The organism is Halomicrobium zhouii (assembly GCF_900114435.1).
GTDB classification, from domain to species: domain Archaea; phylum Halobacteriota; class Halobacteria; order Halobacteriales; family Haloarculaceae; genus Halomicrobium; species Halomicrobium zhouii.
Genome location: NZ_FOZK01000004.1, coordinates 147,711 through 160,487, shown reverse-complemented (window position 1 = coordinate 160,487; position 12,777 = coordinate 147,711). Strand labels below are relative to the sequence as shown.

The window sequence follows — 12,777 nt, the reverse complement described above, 5'->3', positions numbered from 1 at the left end:
GGTTCTGTGGTCAGTCGTCGGTCGTCGGGTCGGGTGCGGACGAATCGAGGCTCCCGGTCGTGTGGCCGCCCCAGTCGTACCGTCGCTGGAAGTACAGCGCGACGTGGACCAGCGCGAGCAGGACGGGCACCTCGATGAGCGGGCCGACGACGGTCGCGAAGGCGACGCCGGAGCCGACGCCGAACACCGCTACCGCGACGGCGATCGCGAGTTCGAAGTTGTTCGAGGCCGCGGTGAAGCCGATGGCCGTCGTCGTCGAGTAGTCGGCGCCGATGCCCCGTCCCATCCCGAAGCTGACGAGGAACATCACGACGAAGTAGACGGTCAGCGGCACGGCGAGCAACAGGACGTCGCCAGGTGCGGCGACGATGGTGCCGCCCTGCGTGGCGAACATCACGACGATGGTGAAGAGCAGTGCGACGAGGGTCAGCGGGTCGATCGTCGGGACGAACTCCTCGTCGTACCACTCTTCGCTCTTCGCCCGCGTGCCGACGTAGCGGGAGAGAAAGCCCGCTGCGAAGGGAATTCCGAGGAATATCACGATAGCCTCGAACACCTGCATCGGGGTGACGTCGAAGGTGGTGATGCCCGCGACGAGCGTCTCCATCCCGAGCAGCGGCGGGAGGAACAGCGCGAAAAAGTAGACGTACACCCCGTAGGTGACGATCTGGAAGAGGCTGTTGAACGCCACGAGGCCGGTGACGTACTCGGTCGACCCCTCGGCGAGTTCGTTCCAGACGAGGACCATCGCGATACACCGGGCCATCCCGATGAACACCAGTCCGAGGAAGTACTCGGGGCGTGCCGGTAGTCCCGGGACCAGGCCGCTGAAGAATATCACCGCGAGCCCGAACATCAGCGTCGGGCCGATGAGCCAGTTCTGGACGAGGCTCAATCCGAGCACGCGCCAGTTGCTGAAGACGGTCCGAAGCTGCGAGTAGTCCGCCTTCGCCAGCGGCGGGTACATCATCAGGACGAGGCCGATCTCGACGAGGTGGAGCTCCTGGATCGGTTGGGTCACCGACGGCGCGACGAAGCCGAGGCCGACACCGATCGCCATCGCGCCGAAGATCCAGACGGTGAGGTACTTGTCGAGGAAGTCCATCGACCGCGGGTCGCCACAGCTCTCACACTCGCAGTCGGGGCCGTGGTCGTGGGCGTCGCCGTTACGCATCGCCCACGCTCCCCTCGAGCACGGTGACGAGTGCGACCGCGCGATTGGTGGCGCGATACATCTTCCAGCGCCCGTCCTTCCGGGCGTCGACGAGGCCGGCGTCGACGAGCGTCGAGAGCGCGTGACTGAGCCCGCTCTCGCTCACGTCGACGACCGCGTGCAACTCGCAGACGCAGAGTTCCTCCCCGGCCGCGACGAGGACGCGAACGAGCGTGTACCGCGTCTCGCTGGAGAGCGCCGAGAGCACGCCGAGTTCGGCGTCGACCTGCGCCTCCCCGAGCGCCGCTTCGAGGGTGCCGAGTTCGTCGAGTCGGCGCTCGACGTCCTCGTTTCGACACTCCCCGAGTTCGTCGTCGAGATACCGCCGCAGTCGGTCCGTCGCTTGTGCCATCGACGAATAGTTGAACAGAACTTGAATTAATGGTTTCGATTCGGTTGGGAGGATAGCGGTAGAATTCCAGACTACCGGCGAATAATCCGATTTATGGGAATTGGCAGGTGTGATATAGTTGATTGAATCCTAAAGCAAACTCCGGAGAGACACGCGACGAACGACGCCCAGCTAGTTCGAGCCAGCGAACGCAGAGTTCCGGCAGATGGCGACCGGTTCGACTGCGCCGTCCAGACGGCGCGAACTACTCCGCCGTGGCAACCAGGTAGAACGTCTCCGGACGGACCGCCTCGTGTTCGGTCCGGAACCCGTTCGCCCGGAGCGCCTCAGCCGCTTCGGCCGCGGTGAAGCGCTCGTCGAGCGGCGGTCCGTGCTCGCCGCTGCCGGTGGCGGCCCAGTCCACGACGACGAAACGCCCGTCCGCCCGGAGTACCCGGTGCACCTCTGCGAGCGCCTCGTCGCTCGCAAACTCGTGGTAGGTCATCGTCGAGAACGCGGCGTCGAGGGCACCAGTCTCGAGGGGCAAGTCACCCACGCCGGTCGTCAGCAGCTCGACGTTCTGCGGGACGCCTTTCTCGCGGTAGTAGTCGTGCATCTCGGCCTGGACGTCGACGGCGTACACCGTGTCCGCGTGCGGGGCGACGTCGTCGGTGTAAAAGCCCGTGCCGCTGCCGAGGTCGGCGACGGTCGCGGCCGGGGAGAGATCGAGGCCCCAGACCAGCTCTTCGGCCGAGAGGAACCGGTACCGTCGCTCCGGCTGTTCGAGTTTGTCGGCCCGGGACGCGTCGAACGTGTGGTATCCCATGTGTGCAGTATTGGGTCCGCCAGGAATATCCTTTCGACTGGGTGGCCCAGCGACGACCTCGATGGCGCGACGGACCGTCACCTGGTCCGCGACGAATCCCGGGAAAACACGTCGATCGCGTACGGAACGCTCACCTTCCGGAACGGCGCCGGACGACGTCGACGCCCTCCCGTCTGCACTGTATTGTCCCGTCCGGGAACACCCCCGGACGGCCCGCCTCGCCAGACTGTCTTGTGCATATCGTGCAAAACAACTAAGCGTTGCCGCGCCGAACGGACCACCGAGATGACCGAGGACGACGCCATCGAGGAGATCCGCCAACAGAAGATCGAAGAACTCCGCGACCGGACCGGTGGCGCGGACGGGGAGTCGACCGCGGAATCGGCCCCGGAAGAACCCGTCCCGGTACACGGGGCCGCGGAGCTGAACGACGTCGTCGGGAACCACGACGTGGTTCTGGCCGACTTCTACGCGGACTGGTGTGGGCCGTGTCAGATGCTCGAACCCGTCGTCGACTCCATCGCCGCCGAGACGGCCGCGACGGTCGTGAAGGTCGACGTCGACGCCAACCAGCGACTCGCTTCGGAGTACGGCGTCCGCGGCGTCCCGACGCTCGTCCTCTTCGCCGACGGTGAGCCCGCCGAGCGACTCGTCGGGATGCAGGACGAGGCGCAACTGCGCACCACGGTCGAGAACTACGCCTGATCAGGCGTCCCCTGCCGGGATGGACGCTTCCGGTGGGACTGGACGCTTCCGGTGGGACTGGACGCTTCCGGTGGGACTGGACGCTTCCGGTGGGACGCTCCCGGCCGCCGTCTCTCGATCGGACCGAAAAGCCCTTCGGTGGAGCGGGAATAGGATTGTCCATCGATGGACGAAGGGGGCAATATTACGCGGCGTCGAGCGCTCCTCGCCGGCGGTGGAACGCTCCTGTTCGGTGGCGGCGTCGCGTACGCCGCCTCGCGCTCCGGGTCGAACGAGCAGGCGTACGTCCCCTCGAACTTCCACACGAGCGAGGAGACGACCGGCTTCGGGGTCGAACTCGCCGGGAGACCGATCGTCGGTGAGCCCGACGCGCCCGTGGACGTCTACTACTGGACTGACTACCTGTGCCCGTTCTGCAAGGAGTTCGAGACGGAGACGCTCCCCGAGATCGGAACGGACTACGTCGAGACCGGTGACGTCAGAGTCGTCTTTCTCTCCTATCCCAACATCGGGGAGTACTCGCTCCCGGCCGCCGTCTGGAGTCGCTGCGTGTGGGACAAGGTCGCCGACTCGGAGCCGGCGGCGTACTGGCACTGGCACGAGTCGGCCTTCGACGCCCAGTCCGAGTCCGGACACGACTGGGCCGACGAGGAGACGTTCGCCCGGATCACGGAGGAGACCGAGAACGTCGACCGTTCGGCGGTCGAGAACTGCCGGGAGAACCGCGGCGACGCGGTCCGGGAGAGCATAGATGCCGACCTCGAAACCGGTCGCTCGGCGGGACTCCAGGGAACGCCGGGCTTCGTCCTCTACAACCGCGAGGCCGACGTCGCCGGGAAGATGGTCGGTGCTCACCCCTACGAGAACTTCGCGAACGCCATCGAAAAGATACGTGACGCATGAACGGAAGTGCTGATACGGACGGACGGGCTGACGCCGAGGGACGGACTGACCCTGCGGGACGCGCTGGTGCTCACGGCCGCCGCTGGCTCCGGGACGTCGGCGACGCGGTCGCCTATCCGCTCACCTCCAACGGCCGGTTGCTGGTCGCCGCCATCGCGACGGCGGTGACCACCGCCGTCCTCGTCCTGAGCAGCTTCCCCCAGTTCTCGCTGCAGCTCCTCGGGAACGACCCCACGGACCTTCCCTACGCCCTGGTGACGCTCACGCGAGAGTCGTACCTGACCACCGGCTGGCTGGGCCTCGCGCTGCTGACGGCGTACGCGCTCCTGACGGGCGTCGCGGTGACGAACGCCGTCGCCCTCGTCGGTCGTGCTCGACGGCGGAGCGCCTCGACGCTCGTCGGGGTCGCCCCCGGGCTGCTGGCCGCTGGCTGTGCGAGTTGCGGCGCTGGCGTCCTCGGCGCGCTGGGCTTCGTCGGCGCGATGGCCGCGCTCCCGTTCGACGGGAATCTCCTGCGGGTCGGCGGCATTCTCCTGCTCCTGTTCTTCCTCGGCCGGGCCGGGGACCCGCGGACCTGCGCGATACAGTGACTCGAACCCATGAATGGAACACACCGACGAGATGACTGGACGGTGACTGACTGATGTCCCTGCCCTATCCAGCCCTGCTCAAGAGCGTCGGCGCCGGCGTCGGTGCCTTCCTGCTGTTCGGGGCGGTGACCGGCCTCGTGCCGAACCCAGTGTACGTTCGCATGGTCCCGAGTACCGCCGCGGACTACCTGTTTCTCGTCGCGACGTCGGCGTTCGCCGCGGCGTTCGTTTACCAGCGCTCGATCGTCGACCGACCGGTCGGGGACCGGTTCGCGACCGGCGGGATCGTTGGCGGCTTCCTGGCCTTCGGCTGCCCCATCTGTAACGCCCTCTTGCTCGCGCTGTTCAGTTCGTCCGCCCTCATGACCTATTTCGACCCGTACCGGCCGCTGCTCGGCGTCCTCAGCGTCGCCGCGTTCGGCGCGATACTGTACTGTCAGCGAAAGAAAGGGTGTAAGACGTGCTGAGTTCGTTCTGGGACCGCCGGCACTGGGGCGAACCGGTGCCTCCGGTTCCGGTGCGACCCGAAGCTAGATGGAACGTACCCACGTCTGGTGATCGTACAGATGCGTGAGGCGGAGTCCAGTGAAACGACCGAGCCCAGCGAAACAGCCGAGCCCGGCGAAACGACCGAGTCTGACGACGGGTCGCGGTGGTCGCTGCTCGGCGTCGGCGGGGCACTGAGTCTCTGCTGTCTCTTCACGGCGCCCGTCGCGACCGGTGCTGCGAGCGGCGTGACCGCGGGCGGCGCGACGGCCGCGCTCGGCGCGACGCTCCTCCAGGTCGCGGTTGCGGCGCTGGCCGTCGGCGTCGCCGGCGCAGCCGTCCGGTGGCGGTCCGGTTCACGCCGTTGTGACACGTAGCTCCCGGCCGAATCTCGTGGGCTCGAACACCGATCGTCAGCGTCGGTCAGGCGTGGTGTAAGTGGCGTGCCGACCGAATCGTATTGGACCGATTCGCATTTGAGCGAAACGCATTTGCACGCGCTACATGAACTGTAGCGTAATGAGTACCTCCGATCACACGCCAGGCGACCTGGAGTCCGTCCGGGAGCGACTCAACGTCGTCACGCAGGAGACGCGATTCGCGCTCCTCCAGGATATTCTCGGCCATCCGTCGGAACTCCCGACGCTGAAGGAACTCGATTACGTCAACCCGAGCAAGAGCCAGACGACGATTCGGCAGCACCTTCAGCAACTCGTCGACGCCGGTGTCGTCGAGGAGGTACTCCTCCCGGAGGACCGCCGGCAGAACGACCTGCCGTACAAGTTCTACGGGATCAGCGAGAGCGGGCGCCCGTTCCTCGAGGAGCACAAGCTTCTCCGAGCGCAGGAGACACTCCGAGAGATCTACGACCGAGTGGAGAAGACCGACGAGATCGAACGATACGAGACCGCTCCGCGACCTGAGCGCTAACAGACCCCTCTATTTTAAAGCGTGAAGCGCGAAAACCGTCGCTTCGATATTTGATCGCCGATGGTCGGTCGTCTCGGTCCGCCCTCGAACTCTGGCGGCGTCGATACCGGTCGATTCTGACACGCCGAACGAAGCCGCTGTTGCCGCCCCGTTGCGTGTGTACAGTAATGGGAATTTCCGGGAATCCTTTTGCCGCTCTCGCCCCTCTCTCCGCGTATGAGCGACACCCTCGTCGTCGTGGGCGGTGACGCGGCGGGACTGAGCGCCGCGAGCAAGGCGAAGCGCGAGGACCCGGAGATGGACGTCGTCGTCTTCGAGAAGGGACAGTGGGTCTCCTACGCGGCCTGCGGGATGCCCTACTACGTGAAAGGCGACGTCCCCGAACTCGCGGATCTCGTCGCGCTGACGCCCGAAGAGATCCGCGAGGAACGGGACATCGACCTCCGGACGGGTCACGAGGTCGTCGCCGTCGACACCGGGAGCCAGACGGTCACGGTCGCGGCCGACGGCGAGCGGTTCGACCAGGCCTACGACCACCTCCTGATCGGGACCGGCGCGAGCGCCGTCGTCCCGCCGTTCCACGGGACGGATCTGGACGGCGTGTTCACCATCCACGACATGGACGAGGCCGACGCCATCGAGCGTTACGTCACGGAGCGGGCGCCCGAGACCGCCGCTATCGTCGGCGGTGGCTACGTCGGGATCGAGATGGCCGAGGCGCTCTCGGCGCGCGGCCTCGACGTCAGTCTCTACGAGATGCTGCCCAACGTCCTCCAGCCGTTCGGCGAGGCGGTGGCGGACGTCGTCGAGGACCACCTGCGAGAGCAGGGGGTCGACCTGCACCTGGAGACGGCCGTCTCCGGGTTCGCCGGCGAGGGACGCGTGGAGGCGGTCCAGCTCGACGGGGGTGAGAGTCACGCCGCAGACGTCGCCGTCGTCGGCGTCGGCGTGAGGCCGAACGTCGTACTCGCCGAGGACGCGGGGATAGAACTCGGGCCGACCGGCGCCATCGCGATCGACGAGTACGGCCGCACGAGTGCGGCGAACGTCTACGCCGCGGGCGACTGTGCGGAGAACGTCCACGTCGTCACCGGCGAGCCCGACTACGTCCCGCTGGCGCTGACGGCGAACCGCGCCGGTCGCGCCATCGGCCAGACTCTCACCGGATCGCCCACGGCGATCGGCGAGACCGCCGGCACGGCCATCGTGAAGGCGTTCGACCTCGGCGCGGCCCGGACCGGCATCCTCGACGAGGAGCGGGCCAGCGACGCCGGCTTCGACCCCGTGTCGGTCACGATCACCGACGCGACGCGGGCTCACTACTACCCGGGAAGTGAGGAGATTCAGGTCACGCTCGTCGCGGACCGCGAGACGGGAGCCGTCCTGGGCGGGAGCGTCGTCGGTCGCGACGGCGCGAAGCGAATCGACACCGTCGCGACGGCGCTGCACGGCGGGTTGACCGTCACCGAGTTACAGAACGCCGACCTGGCGTACGCGCCCCCGTTCAGCCCGGTGTGGGACCCGGTCCTCACCGCGGCGAAGGTACTCGCCGGGAAACTGGAGCGATGACCGAGAGCGACGAACTGGTCGACCTGGCGCTCGACTTGCTCGCCATCGACACGTCGAATCCGCCGGGCAAGACCGGGGAAATCGCCGACCTGATCGAACAGTACCTGTCCGCCCGCTCGGTCGACGTCGAACGGATCACGGTCGATCCGGCGAAGCCGAACCTCCTCGCGACGATACCGGGCGAGCGGGACCGGACGTTGCTGTACGTCGGTCACCTCGACACAGTCCCGTTCGACGCCGACGAGTGGTCGTTCGATCCGCTCGGGGAGCGCACCGGCGACCGGATCTACGGCCGCGGGGCGACAGACATGAAGGGAGCCGTCGCCGCGATGCTCTCGGCGATCGGCGTGTTCGCCGAGGCCGACGAAGCCCCGCCCGTCGACCTCCAGTTCGCGTTCGTCAGCGACGAGGAGGTCGGCGGCGACGCGGGCCTCCCCGCACTGCTCGAGGCCGACCGACTCGACGCCGACGGCTGCGTCATCGGTGAACCGACCTGTGAGGAGGGGCGCCACTCGGTGACCGTCGCCGACCGTGGGAGCATCTGGCTGACGATGGCGGCCACCGGCGAGGCCGCACACGGTTCCCGGCCGGTGCTGGGCGACAACGCCATCGATCGGCTCTACGGGGCGATCACGACCCTCCGGGAGCGGTTCGGGACGCGCGAACTCGACGTCGACCCGGTCCTGGACCCGATACTCGCGGAGTCGGTCGAGTACTACGCGCCGACGATGGGCGCGGACGTCGCCCGGGAGCTCTTCGCGTCCCCGTCGATCAACCTCGGGACTATCGAGGGCGGTGAGGCGATCAACAGCGTCCCCCAGTCGGCCCGCGCCGAGGTCGACGTCCGGCTGACGGCCGGGGTGGACACGTCCAGGCTGCTCTCGGACGTCCGGGACTGCGTCGCCGACTGCGAGGGTATCACGCTCGCCGACGTCTCTTGGAGCGTCGGGACCGCCGAACCGATTGACAGCCCGCTCGTCGAGGCGGTGGCGTCGACGGCCGAGACGGTGACGGGCGAGCGCGTCTACCGTCGGAGCGCGACCGGCGGCGGCGACGCGAAGACGCTCCGGAACGCTGGGATTCCGACCGTCGAGTTCGCGCTCGGCACCGACACCGTCCACGCCGTCGACGAGTACACGACCGTCGACGCGCTCGTCGGGAACGCGACGGTGTACGCGCGACTCCCCGGCGTCTGGGCAGACGCGTCCTCCGGCGCGTAACTCGGTCGCCGCTCGTCGCGAAAGAGTAATACGACCAACAGACACTATTGTGTAGTATGGGATGTACTATACAACAGGATGGCGAACGGTTCGAGCGCATGCTCGGGTCGCTGTGAGCCCGCCGTCCACTCCCACCAGACGTCGCTTCCTGCAGGCGCTGGCTGGAATGGGCGCGAGTGGACTCGCCGGGTGCCTGTCGACCGAAGGGACGGGTCCAGGTGATTCGTCCCGTCCGACCCCCCGCAGTCCGCCGTCCGGCTCCGCCGACGTACGGGCCGCATTGGCTGCGGCACCGGGCGAGGTCCAGCCCGGCGCAGACGCGACGACCGAGAACTGGCTGTACGACGGCGAGTTCCCGGGACCCGAACTCCGCGCGAGCGAGGGGGACGTGGTCGAGGTCGAACTGGACAACGAACTCGCAGACGGAACGACGATCCACTGGCACGGCGTCCCCGTGGCCAACGAGATGGACGGCGTCCCGGACGTCACGCAGGATCCGGTCGAGTCCGGCGGTTCGTTCACGTACCGGTTCCGGGCGGAACCCGCGGGAACGTTCTTCTTCCACAGCCACGTGGGGCTCCAGCTCGACCGCGGGCTCCTCGCGCCGCTGATCGTCGAGGAGGACGACCCGCACGTGGAGTACGACCGCGAGTACACTGTCGTCGTCGACGACTACCTCGCCGGAGAGCCCCGCCCGCTCTCCGAACTCGAGTCGGGGAGCGGGCCGGCTGGCGGTGGTCCCGGTGGGGGCGGCGGGCCGATGGGCGGTGGTCGCGGCGGGGGCGGTGGCCCAATGGCCGACCGACGACCGCCGTACGCCGGCCTCCTGATGGGGGGACGCTTGCCGGATGACCCCCGGACGTATTCGGTCCGGGAGGGAGAGCGGGTCCGGTTTCGGTTCGTAAACGCGAGCAGTGCGACGGCGTTCCGGGTGCACGCCGGTGGTCACCCCCTGACTGTGACCCACGCTGACGGACGCCCGGTCGAGCCGGTGACCGTCGACTCGTTCGTCTTCGGCTCTGGCGAGCGATACGATGCGGTCGTCAAGGCCGATAACCCGGGTACGTGGGAGGTCCGTGCCGAGGCCGTCAACGGGGACGAACCCCCAGCGCGAGCCCTCGTGACGTACGAAGGGGTCGACGACTCCGCGGCACCGGGGGTGCCGTCGAACGGCGGACGAGCACTCGCGTACGGCGACCTCCAGGCGCGCTCGCCGCTGGCGGGCATCGACGGGAGTCCGGACAGGTCGTTCGATCTGACGCTGTCGGGACGCCAGGGCGGGACCGAGTGGCTCATCGACGGACAGGCCTACCCCGACGCCGACCCGCTCGATGTCCGACAGGGAGAGCACGTCCGGATCAGGATGGTGAATCGCAGTCCAGTGCTCCACCCGATGCACCTCCACGGCCACTTCTTCCAGTTCGGGGACGCGGTCAAGGACACCGTCCTCGTCCCCGGGCACATGGGCGAGGTCACGCTCGACTTCGTCGCCGACAATCCGGGCGACTGGCTGTTCCACTGCCACAACCTCTACCACCTGGAGTCCGGCATGGCCCGGGTGGTGCGATACGTCGGGTGATGCGCCGCATCGACGAACCGCTCGGGACGGCCCGCCGGGTCGGGAAACGCTTAACCCGAGATAGTGTGTTGAATTGGGCATGGAATACAATATTGGCACCGCGGATCGCGCCGTTCGACTGGCTGTCGGTGGACTGCTGGCGGCGCTGGGCGGCGCCTCACTAGCGGGCGCACTGGAGACCGGGCCGCTCGTCGGCGTGCTCGCGCTCCTGGTGGGCGCCGTTCTGATCGGGACGGCCCTGACCCGCGTCTGTCTGGTGTACCGGGTGCTCGGGATCGACACCGCGGACGCCCGGTGACGATGGAACCCTTCGAGAACACCGGCCAGCCGGACTGGGACTGGTGGGGGAAGCTGTGGCCGACGCCGGGAGCGACGCTGCGGGAACTGGGCGTCGAGTCGGGCGACGCGCTCGCGGAGGTCGGCTGCGGGAACGGGTACTTCGCGCTCCCCGCCGCGCGGGTCGTCGACCCGGCGCCGGTGTACGCCTGCGACCTCGACGAGTCGCTCCTCACGGAGTGTTCGGCCCTCGCCGACCGACAGGGCGTCGACAACGTCGAGCCCGTCCACGGTGACGCCCGCCGACTGTCCGAACTCCTGCCGGAGCCGGTCGACGTCGTCCTGCTGGCCAACGCCTTCCACGGCGTCGACGACCGCGACGCGCTCGTCAGGGAGGTCGAGATGTCACTTTGCCCGGGCGGCCGGTTCGTCGTGGTCAACTGGCACGCCCGGCCGCGCGAAGAGACGACCGTCGCGGACGAACCGCGGGGCCCGCCATCTACCCTCCGCATGACGCCCGACGAGACGACGGCGGACGTGCTGGGCGCCGCCGACTTCTCGCTCGACGAGCGGATCGCCCTCCCGCCGTACCACTACGCGCTCGCGTTCGAGCGATAGGATTCGGGTCGCCGGTCACCCGACCCGTCAATCGCGATGGACCGTCACCACACCGCGTCGAGCACCTGTACTGCACGGGGATTTTCAGAATCTTGGAATTGATGTACAATACTAAAGCGATCCGGCCCGGAGGTTCACCTGTAACGATGACCGAAATTGACGTCGAAGCCGACGAGACGGTGGACGCCCGTGGGGCAGCGTGTCCCGGGCCGCTGATGGACCTCATCGGCAAGATGCGGAGCGTCGAGCCGGGAACCGTGGTCCGCCTGTTGAGCGACAACGACCAGTCGCTCACCGACGTCCCCGAGTGGACGGCGGAGGCCGGCAACGAACTCCACGGGGTCGAGGAGGGCGAGGACCACCACGCGTTCTACGTGGAGAAGACATGACCGAGCACGTCGTGATCGTCGGCGGGGGCACCGGCGGGACCGTCCTCGCCAACAACCTGGCCGAGCGACTGGCCGGGGAGATAGACGCCGGCGACGTCCGCCTCACGCTGGTCAACGACGACCCGGACCACGTGTACAAGCCGGTGTGGCTGTACGTGCCGTTCGGCCAGCGCGAACCCGGGGACGCCCGCCGGCCGCTGACCGAACTCGTCGAGGACCGGGTCGACGTGCGTATCGACCGCGTGACCGCTATCGACACGGATGCACAGCGCATGCAGAGCATGGAGGGCCCCGATCCGATCGAGTACGACGCCCTCGTCCTCGCGACGGGGTCGACGCTCGCGCCCGACGAGGTCCCGGGACTGGCCGACGCTGGCCACGACTACTACAGCGAGGACGGCGCGACCGCCCTCAGGGACGAACTCCTCTCGTTCACTGAGGGGCACCTGGTGCTCAGCGTCGTCGGGACGCCGCACATGTGCCCGGCGGCGCCCCTGGAGTTCGTGTTCATGGTCGACGACTGGCTCCGCGAGCGGGGCCTCCGCGAGGACGTCGACGTCACGTACACGTACCCGATCCAGCGGGTCCACGGCAACCCCCACATCGCCGAGTGGGCGCGGCCGATCATGGACGAGCGCGACATCGGCGTCGAGACGTTCTTCAACGCCGAGGAAGTCGACCCGGACGAGCAGGTCCTCCGGTCGATGGAGGGGACGGACATCGACTACGACCTCCTCGTCGCCATCCCGCCCCACCGGGGCGTCGACCTGATCGAGGAGGCCGGCCTCGGAGATCGGGGCTGGGTCGAGGTCGACAGGCACACGCTGGAAGCCGAGGCCGCGAAGCACGTCTACGCGCTGGGTGACACGGCCGACACCGGCATGCCCAACGCCGGGAGCGTCGCTCACTACCAGGCCGGCGTCGTCGCCCGGCGCATCGCGAGCGAGATCCGCGGCCAGCCGGCGACGGCGACCTACGACGGCAAGACGCTCTGCTTCATCGAGACGGGGATGGACGCCGCCTCGTTCGTGGAGTTCGACTTCGAGCGACCGCCGTCGCCGGCCCAGCCGTCCCGGAAGCTCCACTGGTCGAAACTGGCGTACAACGAGGCCTACTGGCTCACCGCACGGGGGCTGCTCTGA

The 12,777-nt window shown here is 68.0% G+C and carries 16 protein-coding genes; 13 read left to right on the top strand and 3 right to left on the bottom strand.

Annotated features, from left to right (window positions below; all coding sequences use genetic code 11):
• Positions 1-10: 10 nt before the first annotated feature.
• The 3 genes from arsB to BM337_RS17900 form a co-directional block, all read right to left on the bottom strand.
• The gene (arsB, locus tag BM337_RS17910) at positions 11-1,174 is read right to left on the bottom strand and encodes an ACR3 family arsenite efflux transporter (RefSeq protein WP_089818498.1); all 1,164 of its coding nucleotides are present in this window, start codon (positions 1,172-1,174) and stop codon (positions 11-13) included.
• On the bottom strand, positions 1,167-1,565 hold the full coding sequence (locus tag BM337_RS17905; protein ID WP_089818496.1) for an ArsR/SmtB family transcription factor: 399 nt from the start codon (positions 1,563-1,565) through the stop codon (positions 1,167-1,169). The genes arsB and BM337_RS17905 overlap by 8 nt, the downstream gene beginning before the upstream one ends.
• A 244-nt stretch (positions 1,566-1,809) precedes the next feature.
• A complete protein-coding gene (locus tag BM337_RS17900) occupies positions 1,810-2,370 on the bottom strand; it encodes a class I SAM-dependent methyltransferase (RefSeq protein ID WP_089818493.1) in 561 nt (186 codons plus the stop codon).
• Positions 2,371-2,655: 285 nt separating this feature from the next.
• Between BM337_RS17900 and trxA the strand changes: the two genes are divergently transcribed.
• From trxA to BM337_RS17835, 13 genes are all read left to right on the top strand, one after another.
• Entirely contained in the window at positions 2,656-3,075 is a 420-nt protein-coding gene (trxA, locus tag BM337_RS17895; RefSeq protein WP_089818491.1) for a thioredoxin, read from the top strand.
• Between the two features lie 165 nt (positions 3,076-3,240).
• Positions 3,241-3,978 (top strand): DsbA family protein, encoded by a 738-nt coding sequence (locus tag BM337_RS17890; RefSeq protein ID WP_089818489.1) that lies wholly within the window; start codon positions 3,241-3,243, stop codon positions 3,976-3,978.
• The gene (locus tag BM337_RS17885; protein ID WP_245778697.1) at positions 3,975-4,568 is read left to right on the top strand and encodes a hypothetical protein; all 594 of its coding nucleotides are present in this window, start codon (positions 3,975-3,977) and stop codon (positions 4,566-4,568) included. The genes BM337_RS17890 and BM337_RS17885 overlap by 4 nt, the downstream gene beginning before the upstream one ends.
• 53 nt (positions 4,569-4,621) lie before the next feature.
• Complete coding sequence (locus BM337_RS17880) at positions 4,622-5,035, top strand: hypothetical protein (RefSeq protein ID WP_089818487.1); 414 nt, start codon at positions 4,622-4,624, stop codon at positions 5,033-5,035.
• A gap of 99 nt (positions 5,036-5,134) precedes the next feature.
• On the top strand, positions 5,135-5,431 hold the full coding sequence (locus BM337_RS17875; RefSeq protein ID WP_245778696.1) for a hypothetical protein: 297 nt from the start codon (positions 5,135-5,137) through the stop codon (positions 5,429-5,431).
• 142 nt (positions 5,432-5,573) lie between these two features.
• Positions 5,574-5,984 (top strand): helix-turn-helix domain-containing protein, encoded by a 411-nt coding sequence (locus BM337_RS17870; RefSeq protein ID WP_089818485.1) that lies wholly within the window; start codon positions 5,574-5,576, stop codon positions 5,982-5,984.
• A 216-nt stretch (positions 5,985-6,200) separates the two neighbouring features.
• Entirely contained in the window at positions 6,201-7,553 is a 1,353-nt protein-coding gene (locus BM337_RS17865; protein WP_089818483.1) for an FAD-dependent oxidoreductase, read from the top strand.
• Positions 7,550-8,773 carry a M20 family metallopeptidase gene (locus BM337_RS17860; protein WP_089818481.1) on the top strand — a complete coding sequence of 408 codons (1,224 nt, stop codon included), beginning with the start codon at positions 7,550-7,552 and terminating at the stop codon, positions 8,771-8,773. Before BM337_RS17865 ends, BM337_RS17860 begins: the two co-directional genes overlap by 4 nt.
• A gap of 166 nt (positions 8,774-8,939) precedes the next feature.
• Positions 8,940-10,352, top strand: a complete 1,413-nt coding sequence (locus BM337_RS17855; RefSeq protein WP_089818479.1) for a multicopper oxidase family protein — start codon at positions 8,940-8,942, stop codon at positions 10,350-10,352.
• Positions 10,353-10,431: 79 nt separating this feature from the next.
• The gene (locus tag BM337_RS17850) at positions 10,432-10,650 is read left to right on the top strand and encodes a YgaP family membrane protein (RefSeq protein ID WP_089818477.1); all 219 of its coding nucleotides are present in this window, start codon (positions 10,432-10,434) and stop codon (positions 10,648-10,650) included.
• Between the two features lie 2 nt (positions 10,651-10,652).
• Positions 10,653-11,246 (top strand): class I SAM-dependent methyltransferase, encoded by a 594-nt coding sequence (locus BM337_RS17845; RefSeq protein WP_089818475.1) that lies wholly within the window; start codon positions 10,653-10,655, stop codon positions 11,244-11,246.
• A 146-nt stretch (positions 11,247-11,392) separates the two neighbouring features.
• A complete protein-coding gene (locus tag BM337_RS17840; RefSeq protein WP_089818473.1) occupies positions 11,393-11,635 on the top strand; it encodes a sulfurtransferase TusA family protein in 243 nt (80 codons plus the stop codon).
• Positions 11,632-12,777 (top strand): NAD(P)/FAD-dependent oxidoreductase, encoded by a 1,146-nt coding sequence (locus tag BM337_RS17835; protein WP_089818471.1) that lies wholly within the window; start codon positions 11,632-11,634, stop codon positions 12,775-12,777. Before BM337_RS17840 ends, BM337_RS17835 begins: the two co-directional genes overlap by 4 nt.